This is a genomic window from Arthrobacter dokdonellae (assembly GCF_003268655.1).
Taxonomy (GTDB): domain Bacteria; phylum Actinomycetota; class Actinomycetes; order Actinomycetales; family Micrococcaceae; genus Specibacter; species Specibacter dokdonellae.
The window spans coordinates 118,120-137,997 of record NZ_CP029643.1 but is presented as its reverse complement, the minus strand read 5'-3'; the positions used below and the strand labels follow the sequence as shown (position 1 = coordinate 137,997).

Below are 19,878 nucleotides of genomic sequence, written 5' to 3'. Positions count from 1 at the left end.
AGTGCCTGGAGCGTAGGGCGGTCAACGCCGCGCCACCGGATTCGGAGGCAGCCGGATGCGATCAGCGATAGGTGTGTAGTGCGCGTCCGCGCATTATTTTCCCGGGAAGGGAATGTCCCACAATGGATTCGGATTGGAGGGCGACGTCGATAAGGCGGTCAAGGTCGACCCCGGTGTCGATTCCCATTTCATGGCACATGTGCACGAACTCCTCGGTGGCGATGTTCCCGGCGGCGCCGTGGTCCCCACCGAACGGGCATCCGCCCAACCCTGCGACCGAGGCATCGAAGTCACGTGCTCCCAGCTGCATCGCCGCGTAGGCGTTGGCGATACCCATGCCACGGGTATCGTGCAGGTGCATCCGAATGTCGTGTTCGGGCCAACGCTCCCGAACTTCACCGACCGTGCGGCGAATCTGTTCGGGATTGGCCCATCCCATGGTGTCCGCCAAAAGCAAGGTGGGGATATGGACACCTGCGTCCGCTGCTACTGCAAGCGCACGCGTAAAGCGATCGATCACAGCGCCCAGGTCGACGTCTCCTGCGTAGTTACAGCCGAAGGCCGCCGCGACCGACAAGTAGGCCACAGGCACGTTCGCCTCCCGAGCAACCGCGAGAGAATCCGGGATGTCGGCAAGCACCTGCTCGGTGGACCGTCTCATGTTCTTGTGGGAAAACTCCTCGCTGGCCGAGACGATCACCGCGGCCTTGACGTCCAGAGTGTCGACCGCGAGTGCGCGTTCGAGACCCTGCCTGTTCAGGTAAACACAGGTGTATTCGGTGCCCGGCTTCCGAGTGAACCCTGTTGCGACCTGCTCGGCGTCCGCCATTTGCGGAACCCACTTCGGTGAGACGAAAGAGGTAACTTCGATCTCCGGGAAGTTGCACTCGGACAGAAGGTTCACCAGACGTATCTTCTCCGCCGTCGGGATTGGTCCCTTCTCGATCTGCATACCCTCACGCGCGCCTACTTCACGCACAACGACAGACTTAGGCAGTGTCATTAGTCATCCTCCCGCGGAAACACCTGTCGAGGCGCCGCCTCCGCCGTTATGGGGTATTTTGCTTGATGGGTTTGCAGTCCAGGGACGTCGTTGGTCGTCCTGGAGACGCTGCCGACGCGTTCGGCATTTGGGGCTTTCCCAAGGTCGCGAAATCGCAGTGCGATGAGAAGTCCCGCAAGCAGCATGGCGACGGCGACGATAATCAGACCGCCCTTGTATCCGCCCGTGGCGTCACTGAGCACACCAAACGAGTATGGGCCAAGAAAGCTGCCAAAATTGGCAATGGTATTGATCAGGGCTATTACGCCGGCCGCGGCGGCGCCTGTATAGAGACGTGACGGAAGAACCCAGAACGTAGTAAGGGATCCAAGAACCCCGACCATGGCCACCGTTAGCGCTGCAAGAGCGATATACGGGTTATCCAAACCAAACATGGCAAGGAAAAAGAACCCTATTGAGCCGATAGTCGTGGCCACAACGAAGTGTTTGGTTACTTCCTTTTTCTTGTCCGACCTGGAGGCGAAAAAAAGCATGCCCGCGCCGCCGATAGCCCACGGAATTGCAGAGAGGAGACCCACCTGCACGTTGTCAAGGCCGAGAGACTCACGGGCATTAATATCTTTGAGCAGGGTTGGCAGAAAGAACGTCACGACGAACATAGAGTAGAGAACCAGGAATGGCGCAACTGCGAGTAGCCAAACTTGCCCATTAAGTAGGGCCTTGCGAATGCTGTGATTACCTGCTTTTTCCGGTGTCTCATTGGCCAATGCCTCGGTCAGCACGTAACTTTCCTCGGCTGTCAGCCAATGCGCATCCGCAGGCCGATCTGTCAGGTAGAACCAGCACATGACGCCGAGCAGCACTGCCAACAAACCCGTTATCAGAAGGATCACACGCCAACCGTCAAGCCCGAAGAACCCGTCCATATGGACACCAATCAGGGTCATAGACGGAACGCCGAAGGCGGCCGCGACAGGAATACCCAGCAAGAAAAAGGCGGTAGCCCGGGAGCGCATCTCGCGCGTGAACCAGTATGTCAGGTAGACCACGATTCCGGGTGCAAATCCAGCCTCGGCCATCCCCAGCAGTATGCGGAGACCGTATAGCCATTCTGCATTTGGAACAAAAGTTAGGGCCGTCGCCACGATTCCCCAGGTGACGACGATACGCGCAAGCCATCGCCGCGCCCCGAACCGGTGCAGGGCGAGATTGCTGGGAACTTCAAGTGTCATGTAGCCGACGAAAAAGAGTCCGGACGCAAGACCGAACTGCGCGGCAGTCAACCCAAGCTCGTCGTTCATACCATTGGGTCCGGCTACCGACATATTAATGCGATCGAGTTGGTTTACCACGAAGAGCAATGCCACGAATGGCATCAGCCGGCGAAATGCCTTCTTTTGAGCTCTGTCGAGCACAGTTTGCTTCATTACAAGCTGCCTTTCCATGTGCACCAGCCATCTTGAGCAAGGTGGCTAAAAGTTTGAATTGGTTTTGAAGTCTCAGGGGTCCTGCGGCGGTCGCGCTGCCGCGACTATTTGATCAATAGGCATATGTTCTATCTCGCTCAATGATGGCGGTTGGCAGTGATAGCAGATTTATCTTTCTAGGGAACTGGTTGGATTACGAAACCCTAGGCCAGTATCGGTACCTTTAGACAAAGGTGGCATGCGTTTTTCTAAGACATCGAAATTGGCCTCTAGTTGCAGAGTGAAGGCCGCTTCGGCATGGCTACCTTTAGCGCGCAGTTGTTAATTTGTTAGGCCAGCAGCGCTAGCTATGAATCAGCCCTAACAGCTTCGAGGGTGACACCCGTGGGCTATCTACTTGAGTCGGCTGTCGTCAGGTAGGACTGGGCTTTTCCTGGGTCCTCGTCAGCGAACGCTAATGCCTGTTGAAGCGCTTCGTGGGCGCCGGACAAGATCGTGTGTCGGTTTGTATCATTGGCGTTGTTGGTGAATCGCTTTGCGCGCCTTAGAGAGTCCACATTTCCACCCATCCATCCGGTGAAAATATCTGCAATGCCTTCTTCCGCTTCCTGGATCGAGGCGCAAAGGACGACATTATTGGCAAAGCTACTGATTTCTCTGCCAGAGAAACGCTTGCCTTGCCACATCATTCGAGCTCCGGTCGCGGCATGCCCCGACGCGTCCAAGACCGCTATTGCATACACGGGAACAAGTCCGTGCAGCAGTTCAGGCAGTGCGAACCAGGCCCGTTCCGTTGAAAACACAAGATCTGAACTAAGAGCGAGGGCACATCCGAACGCTTGAGCCGCGCCGTCGACCAGCGCTACTGCTGGAATGCTCCGTGACAACCACTGCTCGGTGAAGTCGTGAATCGCAGCGCTGTAATCAGGGTCACGCCTACCGCGATCATCAGCTATGTCGCCGCCCATGCAAAAAGTTTCGCGACTACTGCGAATGAGGAGCGCGCCGATGGAGGCATCGTTCTCCGCACCTCTTATTACTTCGGCCAGCTCACGATACATCGAAGCAGACAGAGCATTCCCGCGTTCGACCCGATCCAAAACTACCTCTAGAATCCGACCGTCTGCCTGCCTATTTATCATCAGGCCGTCCGGCATGTCATGCTCCCTTCTCGACCGAGCGGGTTGATCGCTTTCAATTGACATCAGACGATTCCATTAAGTTCGAGGTCGGCGATCTGCTCGGCGGTGTAGCCCAGCTCAGTGAGGACCGTTGTGGTGTGTTCGCCCATGAGCGGGCCCGCGCTCCGGATGGAGCCAGGGTTCTCGCTGAACTTGGGCACTACTCCAGGCAATGTGACTGAGCCGAGTGTGGGATGACTGACTTCTACGAGCATGTCGCGGGCTGCATAGTGCTCATCCTTGAAGATGTCGGCGACGTCGTAGACAAGGGAGTGCGGGACCGAGAAGTCGTCCAGCCGCTTTTGCAGTTCTTCGCGGGTGTAAGTGCCGGTCCAGGCGCTAACCAGCTCGTTCATCTCGGTCCTCCGCGCCAGTCGTTCCCGGTTGGTCGAGTAGCGTGGGTCGGTGAGCATGTCAGGCCGGTCCATCGCTTCGGCGAGTCGGGCGAAGGTGCGCTCTGTGCTGGTGGTGATGACGACCCAGTGTCCGTCCTTTGCCTGATAGATTCCTGCAGGGCAAGAGGCTGCTAGCTCGTTGCCGGTGCGTTCTCGGACTGTGCCGAGCACGTCGTACTCGGCGACAACTACCTCAAGCATCCGGAAGATTGATTCGTACAGAGCGGCGTCGACTTCCTCGGCCGGCCCGCCCGACACCTTCAGTTGATAAACGGCCGCCAGGGCACCTAGCGCGCCGAACATGCCGGTTAGGTAGTCCACCAGAGACACTGACGGCAATACCGGAGGACGGTCGGGGTACCCGTTGATGTGGGCGTAACCACTAAATGCGGTCGCAGGGGTCCCGAAGCCTGCCTTACTCCCGTAGGGACCAGTCTGGCCGTAGCCCGAAATGCGGACCACGATCAGGTTGGGATTCGCCGCCCGCAGCCGATCAATGCTAAGGCCCCACTTATCCAAAGTGCCGGGCCGGAAGTTCTCGATGAGAATGTCCTGCTCGGCGAGAAGGCGGATGAGAACTTCTTGACCCTCCGACGATTTCAGATCGAGAGTCATGCTTTGCTTGTTTCGAGCCGCTGCAGCCCAAGTAAGCGACGTGTCGCCCTGAAACGGACCGAGGGCGCGCAACGGATCGCCTACCCCGGGCATCTCGACCTTCAGCACAGTTGCTCCCATGTCGCCGAGCAATGCAGCGGCGAAAGGGCCGGCGAATACGGTGGCAATGTCCAGGACACGCATGCCGCTAAGTGGACCACTCATACAAATAGCTCCTAGTAAGGGTTGGTTACGCGACTAGAATCTGCGATGTCGGCGGCGACTTGCAGATCCGTTCAAGCGCGTAATTGCAGACCATTAGCGAGTCTGTTGGTTCCAGCTCGACCTCGTGATATTGAAAAACCGACTGTTTCGAAGACCAAGCACGATTTGTCACGGTGTCGCGTGGGCTTGGGACGAGAGAAACTCTCCGGTCGTCAAGTCCCGAAGGGCGAACTGCCTCAGAGCCTCGCTTACATTAAAATCTGCTCTCTGGATCCAGAAGGTCCGACAACATGGATAAATTGTGACTTAGAAGACAGTAGCTGTCAAGGGGACCGCGAGATCACGCCTAAGTTGGGTCTTTTTTGCAGCGAAACTAGAAGCGGGTCGGCTACGGGCGGCGGTGCACTGGTCTTACCGGTAGCCGTGCGAGTGCGCTGTCTCACCGCTGGACACGGGGGCTTGTCCAGATTTAACGAACTGTGGAGCGAACCCCGAGCTTGTGCAGGGATGCATCAGGGTGCCGGACATTCCGAGATGGTGCATAGCCGCAGAGCTCGCAGGGGAGGCGCTTGGTGCTCCAACACTGGCCCGGGCGGTGACGATGGGCTATCGACCCGCGTTACTGCTGAGCAGCTACTGCAGGGCTGGGATCGCCTGGAAGCACCGCCGTGATCATCCGCGCTGAAGCTACGATTCCTGGCGTCATCATGGGCGCACCTAGACCTACCCGCAGGTGGGCCTGAGGCCGGCGCATCGCCGGCCCGGGGCAGATAAGCGACATTGATGCATTTGGTCTGCCCATTCTCGGGGAAGGAACCGTAGCCGCGATGACCAATGTCGCACGCTTCCAGTCGTAGAAATTCACGCCAGCACACACACACACCTAGACCCTTCCGCTCGAAGAGGCCCAACTGGCTCTTCCAGGTTCTGAAGTTTGCCAATATCGGACTGCGCGAGTTACCAAATTCTGATGCAAGTTCGGCGGCACCTGTGCGGGCGTTGGCGTTGAGTCGTTTCAGCAGCTCTTAGTCGAGGCCGTCGGTGCTAATCGTATAGTCCAGCTCCGCATGCGTCTTCGAGTTCTTTATGAACAGATCGCTCAGTTGCAAGCGAACAAGTTGACCACAACACGCCACCTCTTCAGAGTTAGGTCAGCGATTCATTCAACGACAATCCGTCGGAAAACATTTTTAGGAGGGCGCCATGCTTGTGGCTTCGACTACCGGCCCCGGCACCGAACAGGGCTGCGTCTTAGATCTGACCGTGGCCCGGATCGTGTCTGGCTGCACAGCGGCAACGGTACGGCTTCGCCCAGTAACACGGCCTTCTGCCGCTGCGGGTTGTGCCGCACCAGCCCAAATGCTCCGGGCAGTCCAGCCCAAAGGAAAGGGAACCAGTTCATGACGGACGAGCCGATCTTTCTGATAAGCCAGGACGGATCTATCCATACGAATGAGGTGTTGAAGCTCGACGTCGGGACGGTCGATAGTCCTGGCCTGTATCGGGACATGGTGTTGGCGCGGAGGGTGGACACCGAAGCGATTGCTCTGCAGCGGCAGGGGGAGCTGGGCCTTTGGCCGTCCCTGTTGGGTCAGGAGGCCGCACAGGTTGGGGCTGCCCGTGCCCTACAGCCGGGTGACGTTGTTTTCCCCACTTACCGCGAGCATGCCGTGGCTTGGTGCCGGGGGGTGGATCCCGTGAATCTCTTGGGACTCTTCCGTGGCACGACCCTGGGGGGATGGGACCCAACAGCCAATAATTTCAATCTCTACACGCTGGTCATCGGTGCACAGACGCTGCATGCGGTTGGTTACGCCATGGGTATTGTCCGGGACGGCGACGTTGGCACCGGAGATCCGGACCGGGACCGGGCGGTGATGGTGTTCCTCGGTGACGGGGCGCTAAGCGAGGGCGAGACGAACGAAGCTTTCGTCTGGGCGGCAGCGCAGAACTTGCCGGTTGTATTCTTCTGCCAGAACAATCAATGGGCAATTTCCGCCCCGTACTCGGTCCAAAGCAGGGTTTCCGTCGCACAGCGCGCAGAAGGTTTCGGCTTCCGGGGTGTCCGCGTGGACGGTAACGACGTCTTTGCCTGTCTGGCTGCAGCCAGACAGGCTCTCGACAACGCCCGCAGCGGAAATGGCCCCACACTGATCGAGGCCCTCACCTACCGCCGCAACCCGCACACAACGTCGGACGATGACGGTCGATACCGCTCCGGCGCCGAGAACGATGAGTGGGCCGCCCTAGATCCGATTGACCGGTTCCGCCGCTATCTCGACTCCACTGGACAGATCGACGATGCCCTTCTAGACCAGATTGCCGAAGAGGAAAGTCTTCTGGCAGAGCGACTGCGGACCGGTTGCCGTAACCTGCCAAGCCCAGGTCCTGAGTCGCCCTTCCGAAATACCTACGTTGATCTGCCCGTAGAACTCGAACAGCAGATGGCAGAACACATCGAATTCGTGGAGGCAGGAGAATGAACCAGACGATAAGCAAGATGCCAATCGCGCACGCACTTAACCTCGGTTTGCGCCATGCAATGGAATCCGACGACAAAGTGATGCTCCTCGGTGAAGACATAGGGCAACTTGGCGGAGTCTTCCGGGTGACCGACGGCCTCCAGAAAACCTTTGGACCGCAGCGCGTGGTCGATTCACCGCTGGGGGAAGCCGGCATCGTCGGCGGCGCCATCGGACTCGCAATGGCAGGATACCGACCAGTTTGCGAGATCCAGTTCGACGGGTTCGTCTTCCCCGCCATGAACCAGATCATTACCCAGCTGGCAAAATACCGGCACCGGTCCGAGGGGACAATCACTGTCCCCGTGGTGATCAGGATCCCGGTTGGCGGGGGCATCGGCGCCATTGAACATCATTCGGAATCGCCTGAGGCATACTTCGCCCACACAGCCGGGCTCAAGGTGGTCTGCCCGTCCTCACCGCAACAGGCCTACGATATGATCGGCCTCGCTGTCCGCAGCCAAGATCCTGTCATTTTCCTTGAACCAAAACGCCACTACTGGCTTAAAGGAGACGTAGATCCGAACAGGATGCCGCAGGCACTTGAGAAAGCCGAAATTGTCCGGGCGGGGAACGACTTGACGATCGTTACCTACGGAGCGCTGGTGCCCGTCGCCCTCAAAGTCGCAGAAATATGCGATCAAGAGGGTCGAAGCATTGAGGTTATCGACCTCCGGTCCCTGTCTCCGATCGATGACGCCACGATAATCCGGTCAGTAGAACTTACCGGGCGGCTCCTTGTTGCCCACGAGGCATCGCGGACCGCAGGACTCGGAGCTGAAATTGCCTCCCGAATTCAGGAAACGGTCTTCCACTCGCTGTTGGCCCCAGTCGTCCGCGTCACCGGGTACGACACCCCTTATCCCCCAGCCGCCTTGAGGAGGACTGGCTTCCGGGCCTGGACCGCATCCTCGATGGAGTCGACCGCAGTTTCGCCTACTAACCCGGGGTTTTCATGGGGACGCCGCCGGGTTGGCGTGTTAATCAGGGAAAGGGTGCTCTGAGCTGGGAAAATAGTGGTTGTCGAGACCGTTATTTGCCGAGCGAGGGAGCACCCTTTCGATGCAAAAGTATAGTCGCTTGTTCCCGTCCGTTCCGGTCAGTTTCACCGGCCAGTCGCTGATCTCCCACGCCGGGGTTTCGGTACTCACCGGCTTCATGGACGCGCTGGGTTTCGGCAGGCTGTGCGAAGACAGGCTTGGCCAGTTTGTTCCCTCCGGCGCGAAGCACCGGCCTGGCCGGCTGGTCGGGTCCCTCGCCGCGATGCTCGCCGCCGGCGGCGAGCACGCCTCGGACCTGGATATCCTGCGGTCCTCACCCGGGATCTTCGGTCAGCTGCCCTCGAACGCGACCGTGTCCCGGTTCTTCGAACGCACCGTGGCGAACCCGGAGCTGTTCGGCTACGGGTTTGAGACCCTCACCCGGGAACTGCGCACCCGGGCCTGGAACGCCGCCGGGAACCGGAATCCTTCCCTGACGGCAACCGCCTTGGACCCGCTCATCATCGACATCGACGCGACCCTGGTGACCTCACACTCGGATAAGGAAAACGTCGCCGGCACCTACAAAGGCGGCTATGGGTTCGCCCCGTTCATCGCCAGCGCCGACTACGGCGCCGGCAACGGGTCCGGGGAAATCCTCGCCGCCGTGCTCCGGCCAGGGAACGCCGGAGCGAACAGCGCCGAGGACCACATCCGGGTCTTCCACACCGCCACCGCCCAACTCCCCGAGAGTTTCTACGACGGAACCGGGGCCTTGGCCGGGGAGAAGGTGTTGGTCCGCACCGACAGTGCCGGGGCCTCGAGGAAGTTCCTTTGGCACCTGCACAGCCTGGGCGTGCAGTTCACCACCAGCTACACCCTGCCGTCCGGGAAGGCCCACATGGTCGACTGGATCAGCGACAAGGAGTACTGGCAGCCGGCCCTGGACCAGGCCGGCAACGACCGGACCGATGCGTGGGTCATCAACGCCACCGACGTCATCCCGCTCACCGATTACCCGCCGGGCACGAAACTGTTCCTGCGCGCCGAGCCGCTGCATCCGGGCGCGCAGCCGACCCTGGTCGATGTTGACGGGCACCGGATTACTGCGTTCCTGACCAACTCGCCCCGCTGGCACGGCCCGTTCCTGGACGCCAGGCACCGGGCCCGCGGCCGGTGCGAGAACCGGATCAAAACCCTGAAAAACACCGGCCTGGGCAAGCTGCCGTTCTTCGACTTCGCCGCGAACCAGGCCTGGGCCAACATCGCCGCCCTCGCCTTCAACCTCGTCTCCTGGCTCCAACTCGCAGCCCTCCCGGACGGCCACCACGCCAAGGGCTGGGACATCAAACGCTGGCGCTACCGGCTCTTCGCGATCGCCGGGAAAATCATCACCCGCGCCCGCCACACCCAGCTCCTACTCCCGGAATCAGCACCGGAAAAAGACCTCGTGAGACTGCTCCTGGCCAACACCAGCCAGCTCAAACTGTTGCTTTCCCCGGGCTGAAACAGGCCTTAACGCTGTCCCGACGAGCAGCACGATCACCGGAAGTGGAACCGGCGCCAAACCAGGCGAACCAACAGGCCACACCAGACTGCCCGAAAACAGAAAACAAAACTCGGATCAACCGCGGGCACAAGCCTGCGACCATTCCCGACCGTCATGAAAAATCGAGGCTAAGGACCTGAACCCAGCCACGGGGTCGAAAAAGTCTTAACTGTCCGACGTGTCACCAGGAGGTGGTTGTTCGCCTCCTCCAACCCGTAACAGTAAGAGAGAGGGAGCGTGGTGGCCGCGGTGTCACTGGGAGGCCGCCGCAGGTATTGGGCAATCCCTGGGGTACTGGCCTCCACGGACCCGCCGTTCAAGCGGACAAGTACAGGTGAAGAGGTGGATCCTGAGGTGCTCAAGCACAAGCGCCGGCTCGGGTGCAGTTCATGGCGGCTTCTTCGGCAACGAGGGGCTCGGCCGCCGTCCCGCAGCCTGGGGCGCATGATAAGCATAGGATTGCCCGCAGACAGGGTTGCGAGGTAGACAGACCTACCTAGGGCGTGTCTCCTAATGCTGCGGTCCAGATGACGACTGCTTGCAGGACGGCGGCTGATCGGTAGGTTTGGGCGAGTTTGTCGTAGCGTGTGGCCAGTCCGCGCCATTGCTTCAGGGTGTTGAAGCTGCGCTCGACGACGTTGCGGCGTTTGTAGGCTTCCTTGTCGTAGGTGACGGGCCGGCCGCCGACGGATCCCTTGCGCTTGCGGTTGGCTTTCTGGTCTTCCTTCTCGGGGATCACGCATTGGATGCCGTGGGTGCGCAGGTAGCTGCGGATCCCTTTGGAGGAGTAGGCCTTGTCGGCCATGGCACGGTCCGGGCGGGTTCGCGCCCGCCCGGGACCTGCCCGCTCTACTCTCAACGCTTCCATGAGGTTTTCAAACATGGGCGCGTCCCCGCCCTGGCCGGGGCCAAGCAGCAACACCAGCGGGCGTTTGTTGCCGTCGACCAAGGCGTGGATCTTGGTGGTCAGTCCGCCGCGGGACTTGCCGATGGCATGGTCGGCGGGCTCATCCAGCAGGTTCTTGTAATTCGACAGGTCCCCCTGTGTGGCGGGGCAGGTTCGTGCCGTGCTGGTGGGCGCGGTTGACCGTGGAATCCACCGAGACTTCCCAGCTGATCAGCCCGACCGCATCGGCACGGGTCAGCAAGGCGGCCAGGACCTGGTCCCACGTGCCGTCCAGGCTGTAGCGGCGGTGACGCTTCCACACCGACTGCCACGCACCAAAATGTGGTGGCAGATCCCGCCAGGGAATCCCGGCCCGGTACCGGTAAATGATGCCTTCCGTCGTGAGCCGGTGGTCATTGAACGGCCGCCCAGCCTTCCCCGACGAGCTCGGCATCAACGGGGCAATGAACTCCCACTGGGCATCAGACAAAACAGAGTAACGAGAAGACACCCGAAAATTATGTCAAAGCCCGGAACCAGGCATTAGGAGACACGCCCTAACACGGCTGGACGACGCCCCGCTCCATGAAAGTTACGGAGGAAGAGTTCAATGCCCACTCCTTCATGCTGAGCCCAAGGCCAACAGATGTAGGCAGCTGGGCCGAACAGTAATGCTCATCTGGAGCGCGTCTCGCAGGGATCTGATGGGCTTACAGGTTGCCTCGGCAAACAGCCATTGGGATAGAAGGACTATTGACGTGCTACGTGTGCTTTTCAGTGAGCTGCTGCCGCGCAGTCGTCGATTTCCGTTTGGACGATGGCGCCGTAGTGTGCCACCAACTCGTCAAAATTCCAGCCGTCGAAGAGATCCAGCGTGCGGACAGTTTCGCCGATCCGGTCATCAAGGCTGCCACGGTGGACGCAAAACGGCGGCCTGGCGTGTCCCCAATTAACTGAGCGATGGAAGAGAGATAGCGTCCGCGGATATCTAACCGGGCAGCCGCAGGGTTGGGGGGAACCAAGTACGGCCATCGGAATGCCGGCCCCTGGCTCCTGCATTCCTCGTTCCCGGTCATTACTGCACAAGGGTTCGGCCGAGTGTGGCCGGTGGGACGCCCAGCTCGGTAAGCTGCGGCCCGTGGGGCCTCAGCGAAAAACTTTTCTTGGAAAGGAATAGTTTTATGACCAGGGCCGGGGAAACGCCAGCGTCCGCCGAGATGTCCCATACCGTGATACGGCGGTAGACGTGTGCCCTTAAAAGCCGCACGGCGGAGCTGAGAATTAAATCGTGGCCGGGGCCGTTCACGCTTCCGCCCGTTTGCCGGAACACCTCTGCACGGCCGGAGCGGCAAAATCTATGCGCATGGAGCGGGTATCCACGCTGATTTTCTGCGCCATGGCTACGCGAGTCCCGGAACTATGCATGGTTACTACGTAGCGGCCGGCGAGGGGGAGCGGGAAGGCATACCCGCCGTCGTCGTCCGTTCGGGTGGTGCCCAGATGCCCACCGCCGGCTTCAAGGAGTGTTATCACCGCGTCGGCTACTGTCCCGCTGCTGTCGTTGACCGTCCCGGTAATCTCTAGCCGGTCCAGGAGCAGAAAGTCTTGGTGGAGCGTGCGTCCGTCAACCTCAAAGACCTCGGCCATGGGCGACCAGCCAGCGGCGTTGGCTACCATCAGGTACTCGCCGGCGCTGGGGAGGGCGACTGAGTAGTTGCCTTCAGCGTCCACGCGGCTCCAGTCGACTTGTTCTCCGCTGGTTTTCAGGACGGTGACGACGGCGGGTGTGAGGGGCTGGTGGTCCGGTGCCAGGACGCGTCCTTGCAGCACGAGTTCAATAGCGCCGACGTCGGACAAGGGCGCACGGGGGATGAGTACTGCGGACAGCGCCGATGCTGCCGCCGCCAGCGCTGCTATCCAGAAGATGTCCTTGAATGCTTCGAAGGCCGGCAGTCGAGTGCCGTCGACCGTCATGGTGACCGAGGTGAAGACGGCGGCAATTGCCGCGCTTGATGTCGAAGTTCCTATGGCACGGACCAGGCTGTTTAGACCGTTCGCGGACGCGGTCTCGGTGATGGGTACGGCACCCATGATAAGGGTGGGCATGGCCGCGTAGGCGATAGCTGTGCCGATGCCCACGACAGTGGAACCGACGATCACCCAGGGTATGGAGTCGTAGAAGAACACGCGGCCCACGTAGCCCACGACCATCACAGAGGCACCAGCCATGAGGGCAATCTTGCCGCCGAAGATCCGGATAATACGACCGGACAGTGGTGCGAATACCACCATGGCCAACCCGGAGGGGATCATGCACAGGCCAGCGGCAATTACGCTGAGTTCGAAACTATAGCCTGTGGCAGGGGGTAGTTGGAGTTGCTGGGTAGTGAGTAGCATGTTGGCAAACATGGCGAAGCCGATGAGCAGCGAGGCGAGGTTGGTGAACAGAACAGGCCGGAAGGCGGATGTCCGAAGGTCAACCATCGGCTGGCTGACTTTTAGTTCGTACGGCACCCAGACTGCCAGCAGTATGGCCGCGGCAAGGAACAGCAATAGGACTGGCTCAGACCCCCAGCCCCAGGAACCGCCCTTTGAGATAGCCAACAACATCGCGGTCAGCGCAGCGGACAGCACCAACGCTCCTGTGTAGTCGAAGGTCCCGGACGTGCGGACCTTCGATTCAGGGATCACCAGCACCACGGCAAGGAGCAGCAGGAAACCTGCTGCAGCCGAGACCCAGAAGATCCAGGCCCAGCCCAAGTTCTCGTACAGTATCCCCGCTAAGGGAAGGCCCATGGCGCTGCCAATGCCCAAGGTGGCGCTCATCAGGGCCACGGATGAGCCCATCTTCTCCTTGGGCAGTTCATCCCGCATGATGCTGATTCCCACCGGGATCAGGGCCGTGGCGAAGCCCTGAAGCGCCCGCCCAATGACCAGCCACACGAAGGAGCCGCCCACCGCTGCCAGCACCGACCCCCCGACCATAGTGGCTAGGCACACCACCATCATCTTGCGCTTGCCGTACATGTCCGCGCTGCGGGAAACAATCGGTGTTGCCACGGCGCTGGTGAGCAACGTGGCGGTCACTAGCCAGGAGGCGTCGTCGGATGTCACCTGCAGGATGCCAGGGAAATCGGGAAGGAGCGGAACTACCAGCGTCTGCATGAGGGCGACAACCGTGCCACTGAGTGCCAGGACGGCGGTGACTGCGGCAGGGGACTGGCGTCGCTGTGGCCTTGGAGCGGGCGAGTGGGGCATAAGGTCCTCCAGAAATCCGGGGGAGGGGACGGCAAGCGTATAAGCGCTTGTTTGCAACGTATGTCATAAGCACCAGCCACCCGCACTCGCACTCGCACTCTTAGCAAGGGTTTCGCCTGTGCGCGCAGCTGGGATAGTCCTGCCGCGCACGGTGCGATTAGATTGCGGAGTTATTAAGGGCGTGTGGCGGGCGCAGGAGCCCGGGCGTGAGACCCTCTACGGGGTCGTTGCCAACCTGGATCATCTTGTTGTTCTCATCTACGTGGACTACCCGGGGCTCATAGGCTTTGGCTTCCCCGGTGGTCATTTCGGCGTAGGTGATCAGGATGACGATGTCGTTTTCCTGTACCAGATGGGCGGCCGGGCCATTGATGCCGATCACGCCCGAGCCTCGTTCGCCGGCAATAGTGTAAGTCTCCAGTCGGGCGCCATTGGTTACGTCCACGATGGCCACAAGCTCGCCGGGAAGGATGTCAGCAGCATCGAGGAGGTCAAGGTCAACGGTAACTGAGCCTACATAGTGCAGGTCAGCGTGCGTGACTGTTGCCCGGTGAATTTTGGACTTGAACATTGTGCTATTCATAGGAAGCTCCAGGATTTCGCTCGGCGGCGGTATTCGGCAAGACGCATCCCGTTGCGGACCTGCCGAACTCCTACTGATTGTTCTCAGGCCCCCCCGGGGGCATGAAATGTGTGAAAACCTGATTTCCGTCGAAACGGAAAATCATCTGCCGCGACGAGGCTCCGTCCGCTGAAATCCAAAGAAGCGTCTCATCTGGCATGACGACCTCCACAGTTCCTTTGCGTACCAGCTTCCCGTTATTCCAGATTTCTACACGCTGCCCGACTGTACGTTGCCAATTTGATTGCAGGTGAAGGTCCATCGTTTACTCCTGAATATACGCGGCTCAGATTGGGGCAGGTGACTGGTCGTTTGGCGAGCCTGCGATGAGGTGTCATGCGTTGCGATCGTTGATGATCCCGGTGACCATCGACACCCCACCGCAGGAATTGTGACTGCAGGGATTGCAGGTAAACGAAACCATGCCGGGCCCGTGGTACGCGCTGAGAGGTGGCTAAAGAGCCGCTTATGGCGGCGCCACCCGTATTACCTAGTGCGATTCCTGTGCCAACCGGCAGGTATGTAGCAGCAAGAATCAGGTCGCCGCTAGGGTGCTGCCCAAAGCTTCCAGCACTGCAGAGCCGATCTCGGCGTCCTGGTCAGGCGTCCCGCCCGCGACACCAAGGCCACCTACGTGCTTTCCCGTGAACACCAAGGGGAATCCCCCACGAATGTTGGTCAGGAGGTTATCGGTGCCCATCGGAAGGGCAAGGGCGAAGTCTCCCTGCATCCAGCCGCTGGGCCTCCGAGAGGAAGCCGCCGTATTGGCTTTCCGTCGACTGGTCTCCACGCTGTGAGGCATAGAACCGTCCGCCCGGCCGAAAGCAACGAGGCCCATCATCGGGTCGACAACAGTGGCTGCTACCAGGACACCTCGCTTTTCCCCTTCTTCAAGGGCCAATACAACAGCCCGGGCGGCCGCCGCGTAGCTTACCGATAGTGATTCAACATAGTTCTGCATGAGGTTCCTTGAGGTCTATGACTTAGCCGCGTGGATGGCTACTGAGCGGGTGACGCGCTTTTGCTCACGTCGTCGTTTGTGCAGAAGGGGTTCGGTGTAGCCGTTTGGCTGTTGGGCCCCTTGGAACACCAGGTCAGCGGCGCACTGGAACGCGATGCTGTCCTCGAAGTTGGAAGACATAGGGCGGTACGAGGGGTCCTTAGAGTTCTGTGCGTCTACAACCCCGGCCATCCGCATCATGCTTTCATGCACGTCCTGCTCGCTCACCACTCCATGACGGAGCCAATTGGCGATGTGTTGACTTGATATGCGCAGGGTGGCCCGGTCCTCCATGAGTGCAACGTCATGAATGTCCGGCACCTTTGAGCATCCCACTCCTTGGTCGATCCAGCGGACGACATATCCGAGCAGCGACTGCATGTTGTTATCTAGTTCTTCCTGGCGCTCGGCTGCCGACCATGACGGATTAGCCGCGATGGGGAGAGTAAGGAGTCCTTCAAGAGTGCCGCGGCGGCCCTGAGTGGCGATGTCCTGCTGCCGGGCAGGAACATCTACCCGGTGGTAATGGATGGCGTGAAGAGTCGCTGCCGTGGGTGAGGGGACCCAAGCAGTGGCGGCGCCGGCTAAGGGGTGAGCAATCTTTTGCTCGAGCATCGCAGCCATGAGGTCCGGCATCGCCCACATGCCTTTGCCGATCTGGCCGTGGCCGGGCAGCCCCACTTCGATGCCGACATCGACGTTTTGATCCTCGTAGGCGGAAATCCATGCTTGACTGCGCATGTCAGCCTTGCGGACGAAGGGTCCGGCCTCCATGGACGTGTGTATTTCGTCACCGGACCTGTCCAGGAAACCGGTGTTGATGAATACCAGTCTTTCCTTGGCTTCCTCTATACAGGCCTTCAGGTTGACTGTGGTCCGCCGCTCTTCGTCCATGAGGCCGAGCTTGAGCGTGGTCGCCGGCAGTTTGAGAAGTTCCTCCACGCGCCGGAAGAGTTCCACTGTGAAAGCCACTTCGGCTGGGCCGTGCATTTTCGGTTTGACGATGTAGATGGAGCCTTGGGACCCGTTTCGCATGGGGTTGGAGGGGTCACGACCGGGCAGCGCGGTTAGCGTGGTGAGGACGGCGTCCAGGATGCCCTCGCCGATCTCATTTCCCTGGGTATCGAGTACGGCGTCGGTGCTCATGAGGTGGCCGACGTTCCGGACGAAGATGAGTGCCCGTCCCGGCACCGTTACCTCTCCCGCGCCATTTGGAGATGTGTAATGCCGATCGTTTGCCAGCCGCCGAATCATCACTTCGCCTCCCTTTGTGAAGGTGTCTGCGAGGTCGCCGCGATTGATTCCGAGCCAATTGCGGTAACAGAGGATTTTATCCTCGGCGTCCACGGCGGAAACGGAATCCTCGAAGTCCATGATCGTCGTAATGGCGGATTCGAGGAGCACGTCGGAGATGCCTGCCGGGTCCGTCTGTCCTACCTGTGTGACAGGGTCGATAGTGATCTCGACGTGGAGTCCATGGTGGCGCAGAAGAATTGCCGATGGCGAGCTGGCCTCACCCCGGTAGCCGACGAGCAGTTCAGACTGAATCAGGCTGCTAAAGGTGCCGTCAGCCAGTTTCACCGTCAAGATGCCGTCGCGTACGGTGTATCCCACTGAATAGGCGTGTCGCCCTTCGTTTAGCGGAAAGAATTCGTCCAACAGCTCGCGCACATATGAAACCACCAGCTTGCCGCGTGCTGGATCGAATTCCTTTGCTCCCGTTGCCGGGCCCAAGGCATCGGTCCCGTACACCGCGTCATAAAGTGAGCCCCACCGCGCGTTTGCGGCGTTTAGTGCATAGCGGGCGTTCGAAATGGGCACAATCAGCTGAGGTCCTGCCACGCGGGCAATCTCCTCATCCACTCCGAAAGTGTGTACTTGTACGTCTTCGGGTTCGGGAAGGATGTAACCGATGTTCTGCAGGAAGGATTGGTACTCATGTTGATCGAATGGAACTGGGTGCAGTGCGTGCCAGCCGTCAATCTTGGCTTGGAGTTCATCGCGCCGGGCGAGGAGCTCACGGTTTCGGGGCGCCAAGTCCTGAACAATTTGTTCAAGACCACTCCAGAAGTCTGCCGCTTCGATGCCCGAGCCAGGCAGTGCCTCCTGCTCGACAAAACAGTGCAAAGCTGCGTCGACGGAAAGCCCTCCGCTTTGGATGCGTCCTTCCTGGTCCATCATGAATGTCCTTTCTTCGCAGCGCGGCCGGCAGTACCTGAAGCAGCAAAAATGGTTCCAGGGTTGAGGATTCCTGCTGGATCCAAAGCCCGCTTTACATTGTGTGAGATTTCAAGGAGGTCTTCTCCGATCTGATCAACGAGCCAGGGCCGCTTGAGTCGGCCTACGCCGTGCTCGCCGGTGATGGTGCCTTCCAGTTCTATGGCCAGGTCCATTACCTCACCGTAGGCGAGGTATGCGCGCTCCTTCATGGCGGCGTCGTCCGGGTTGAAAACAATCAGCGGGTGCGTGTTGCCGTCACCCGCGTGTGCAATGAATGCGATGACCACATCGCGGGCTTCAGCGATCTTCTCTACTCCGAGAATGAGTTCTCCCAGTCGGGGGATGGCTACGCCCACGTCCTCAAGCAGCAACGTGCCCAAACGTTCGACGGAAGGGATGGCGATTCGCCGGGCGTGGGCAAACCGCTCACCTTCCTGTTGGTCTGCGACTTCAAATGCCTCGAACGCGCCGTGCTGTTGGAAGGCTGCCAGCATGGTCGTGACTTCGGCCCCACTGGGGCTTTGATCATCAGAGCGCGCTACGACAAGGGCGGACGCGTGGCGGTGCAAGCCCATATCCAGCACGTCTTCAACGGCGTTGATGGACGTCGCATCCATGTACTCCAGCATTGATGGGCGGATGCTCGAGGCGACCTCAAGGATTGCGGCTGCAGCATCCCCGCTGCTGGAGAACCATCCAACTACTGTCCGCGCGGGAGGCGCTGCTGGCAGGAGCCGCAGAGTGAGTTCCGTGATAATGCCCAGCGTTCCCTCGCTGCCGACAAAGAGCTTGAGCATGGACAGTCCCGCAACGTCCTTAAGCCGCGGTCCGCCAATGCGTACGACCCGGCCGTCAGCCGTGACCACTTCCATGCCCAGGATGTAGTCAGAGGTGACACCGTATTTGACGCAGCACAGGCCGCCGGCGTTGGTCGCGGCGTTGCCGCCGATGGTGCAGATTTCGTAGGACGCGGGGTCTGGCGGGTACCACAGTCCTGCCTGAGCGGCTGCCGCCTTAACCTCAGCGTTGAGAAGTCCTGGCTGGACCACCGCAATGCGGGTGACTGCGTCCACATTGATGCTGCGCATCCGCTCGGTGCTCAACACTATTCCGTCACTTACAGCGGTTGCTCCTCCGGATAGACCCGTTCCGGCACCCCTGGGCACGACGGGAATCCGATGTTTGGCCGCCCACTGCATTGTGACCTGGACGTGCTCGGTGGTCAGGGGAAGCACGACAGCAATCGGCATACCAGCGTTGGGATCGAAGGCGCGATCCTGTTGGTACGGCCCCATGGCTGTGGGATCCGTGATTAGGGCTTCGGGCGGCAGTACCGCGCCGAGTTCATGGATGGGCTCACCGGCGGTACTTTGTTCATCGGTTACTCCAAGTGGAGAACTTTGCAACTCCGCCTCCCGCTCAATGGCTGGGTATGACATGTCGTCGCTCCTTTTCAATCATAGTTAGGTCGAGAGAGTTCCTGAGGTCACTCACCGCGCTGCTCTCGTCGACTGCAGCGCTCCATTCACTCGGACCGCTGGCCGCACATCAGGACTTACTTCCGTATGCGGACAAGGTCCGAGGGTGTTAGATCATCCGTGCCAGTTCCGCGGGTAGCTCAGCGCAGGTTTTGTAAAGCCTGTTCAGGCCGGGTGATTGGCAAGTCCCCAGAGCCGGAGCGGAGCTGCTCCGAGCATTCACTACGCTGGTTCCCGCCGCAACGTCACCATGTCTCAACAGAGGCCCCACCAGTCGACGCTTCCAACATCCAGCCTCAGAGCGGTGGGTTCGGCGATCATGAAGCGACGTTCTTCTGCTCGCGTCCCGTGTTCCCGTGGTCTGTCTGCCTACGCAGGGGGCGAAATTCGGTTGCTAGTAGAAATATCTTGTGGTCGAGTGCCGCCTTGAGGCCTGCGGTTCGAAGCTCCAAGACGGGCACCTCCTGGGTTGGATCATCGGCTGTTTAATGAATGAATTGATGCACTAACTTTGAGGAATACGTGTGATTTGGTCAAT

12 protein-coding genes and 1 pseudogene are annotated in these 19,878 nt (G+C 59.9%); 3 read left to right on the top strand and 10 right to left on the bottom strand.

Features of this window, described 5'->3' with window-relative positions; genetic code table 11:
• Positions 1-61: 61 nt before the first annotated feature.
• The 4 genes from DMB86_RS20065 to DMB86_RS20050 form a co-directional block, all read right to left on the bottom strand.
• Positions 62-1,003 carry a hydroxymethylglutaryl-CoA lyase gene (locus tag DMB86_RS20065; RefSeq protein WP_113719806.1) on the bottom strand — a complete coding sequence of 314 codons (942 nt, stop codon included), beginning with the start codon at positions 1,001-1,003 and terminating at the stop codon, positions 62-64.
• Positions 1,003-2,430 carry an MFS transporter gene (locus DMB86_RS20060; RefSeq protein WP_113719805.1) on the bottom strand — a complete coding sequence of 476 codons (1,428 nt, stop codon included), beginning with the start codon at positions 2,428-2,430 and terminating at the stop codon, positions 1,003-1,005. Before DMB86_RS20060 ends, DMB86_RS20065 begins: the two co-directional genes overlap by 1 nt.
• Positions 2,431-2,819: 389 nt before the next feature.
• Complete coding sequence (locus tag DMB86_RS20055) at positions 2,820-3,635, bottom strand: enoyl-CoA hydratase/isomerase family protein (protein ID WP_113719804.1); 816 nt, start codon at positions 3,633-3,635, stop codon at positions 2,820-2,822.
• A complete protein-coding gene (locus DMB86_RS20050) occupies positions 3,635-4,825 on the bottom strand; it encodes a CaiB/BaiF CoA transferase family protein (RefSeq protein ID WP_113719803.1) in 1,191 nt (396 codons plus the stop codon). Before DMB86_RS20050 ends, DMB86_RS20055 begins: the two co-directional genes overlap by 1 nt.
• A gap of 1,400 nt (positions 4,826-6,225) precedes the next feature.
• Between DMB86_RS20050 and DMB86_RS20045 the strand changes: the two genes are divergently transcribed.
• The 3 genes and pseudogenes from DMB86_RS20045 (at position 6,226) to DMB86_RS20035 (ending at position 9,834) form a co-directional block, all read left to right on the top strand.
• Positions 6,226-7,308, top strand: coding sequence for a thiamine pyrophosphate-dependent dehydrogenase E1 component subunit alpha (locus DMB86_RS20045; protein ID WP_113719802.1), 1,083 nt, complete (start codon positions 6,226-6,228; stop codon positions 7,306-7,308).
• Positions 7,305-8,290, top strand: a pseudogene (locus DMB86_RS20040) (alpha-ketoacid dehydrogenase subunit beta). Before DMB86_RS20045 ends, DMB86_RS20040 begins: the two are co-directional and overlap by 4 nt.
• Positions 8,291-8,409: 119 nt before the next feature.
• Positions 8,410-9,834, top strand: coding sequence for an IS1380 family transposase (locus tag DMB86_RS20035; protein WP_113719801.1), 1,425 nt, complete (start codon positions 8,410-8,412; stop codon positions 9,832-9,834).
• Between the two features lie 538 nt (positions 9,835-10,372).
• On the opposite strand, the gene DMB86_RS20030 is transcribed toward DMB86_RS20035, so the two are convergent.
• From DMB86_RS20030 to DMB86_RS20000, 6 genes are all read right to left on the bottom strand, one after another.
• Positions 10,373-11,216, bottom strand: a protein-coding gene (locus DMB86_RS20030) for an IS5 family transposase (protein ID WP_418202341.1) whose coding sequence is annotated in 2 segments (ribosomal slippage) — positions 10,373-10,888 and positions 10,890-11,216 — 843 coding nt in all. Because the reading frame shifts where the segments join, the coding sequence is not laid out codon by codon here.
• A gap of 848 nt (positions 11,217-12,064) precedes the next feature.
• A complete protein-coding gene (locus DMB86_RS20020) occupies positions 12,065-14,020 on the bottom strand; it encodes an MFS transporter (RefSeq protein ID WP_113719799.1) in 1,956 nt (651 codons plus the stop codon).
• Between the two features lie 157 nt (positions 14,021-14,177).
• Positions 14,178-14,603, bottom strand: a complete 426-nt coding sequence (gene panD, locus DMB86_RS20015; RefSeq protein WP_171814628.1) for an aspartate 1-decarboxylase — start codon at positions 14,601-14,603, stop codon at positions 14,178-14,180.
• A 574-nt stretch (positions 14,604-15,177) separates the two neighbouring features.
• Entirely contained in the window at positions 15,178-15,603 is a 426-nt protein-coding gene (locus DMB86_RS20010; protein ID WP_113719797.1) for a GlcG/HbpS family heme-binding protein, read from the bottom strand.
• Positions 15,604-15,618: 15 nt separating this feature from the next.
• Positions 15,619-17,823 (bottom strand): malate synthase G, encoded by a 2,205-nt coding sequence (locus DMB86_RS20005; RefSeq protein ID WP_418202339.1) that lies wholly within the window; start codon positions 17,821-17,823, stop codon positions 15,619-15,621.
• Positions 17,820-19,301 carry an FAD-binding oxidoreductase gene (locus DMB86_RS20000; RefSeq protein WP_113719796.1) on the bottom strand — a complete coding sequence of 494 codons (1,482 nt, stop codon included), beginning with the start codon at positions 19,299-19,301 and terminating at the stop codon, positions 17,820-17,822. The genes DMB86_RS20005 and DMB86_RS20000 overlap by 4 nt, the downstream gene beginning before the upstream one ends.
• Between the last annotated feature and the right edge of the window lie 577 nt (positions 19,302-19,878).

What these genes read in the sequence shown, in the direction of transcription:
- DMB86_RS20065 (WP_113719806.1), bottom strand. Translation starts at nt 1,003, where the DNA reads ATGACACTGCCTAAGTCTGTCGTTGTGCGTGAAGTAGGCGCGCGTGAG.
- DMB86_RS20060 (WP_113719805.1), bottom strand. Translation starts at nt 2,430, where the DNA reads ATGAAGCAAACTGTGCTCGACAGAGCTCAAAAGAAGGCATTTCGCCGG.
- DMB86_RS20055 (WP_113719804.1), bottom strand. Translation starts at nt 3,635, where the DNA reads ATGTCAATTGAAAGCGATCAACCCGCTCGGTCGAGAAGGGAGCATGAC.
- DMB86_RS20050 (WP_113719803.1), bottom strand. Translation starts at nt 4,825, where the DNA reads ATGAGTGGTCCACTTAGCGGCATGCGTGTCCTGGACATTGCCACCGTA.
- DMB86_RS20045 (WP_113719802.1), top strand. Translation starts at nt 6,226, where the DNA reads ATGACGGACGAGCCGATCTTTCTGATAAGCCAGGACGGATCTATCCAT.
- DMB86_RS20035 (WP_113719801.1), top strand. Translation starts at nt 8,410, where the DNA reads ATGCAAAAGTATAGTCGCTTGTTCCCGTCCGTTCCGGTCAGTTTCACC.
- DMB86_RS20020 (WP_113719799.1), bottom strand. Translation starts at nt 14,020, where the DNA reads ATGCCCCACTCGCCCGCTCCAAGGCCACAGCGACGCCAGTCCCCTGCC.
- panD (WP_171814628.1), bottom strand. Translation starts at nt 14,603, where the DNA reads ATGAATAGCACAATGTTCAAGTCCAAAATTCACCGGGCAACAGTCACG.
- DMB86_RS20010 (WP_113719797.1), bottom strand. Translation starts at nt 15,603, where the DNA reads ATGCAGAACTATGTTGAATCACTATCGGTAAGCTACGCGGCGGCCGCC.
- DMB86_RS20005 (WP_418202339.1), bottom strand. Translation starts at nt 17,823, where the DNA reads ATGATGGACCAGGAAGGACGCATCCAAAGCGGAGGGCTTTCCGTCGAC.
- DMB86_RS20000 (WP_113719796.1), bottom strand. Translation starts at nt 19,301, where the DNA reads ATGTCATACCCAGCCATTGAGCGGGAGGCGGAGTTGCAAAGTTCTCCA.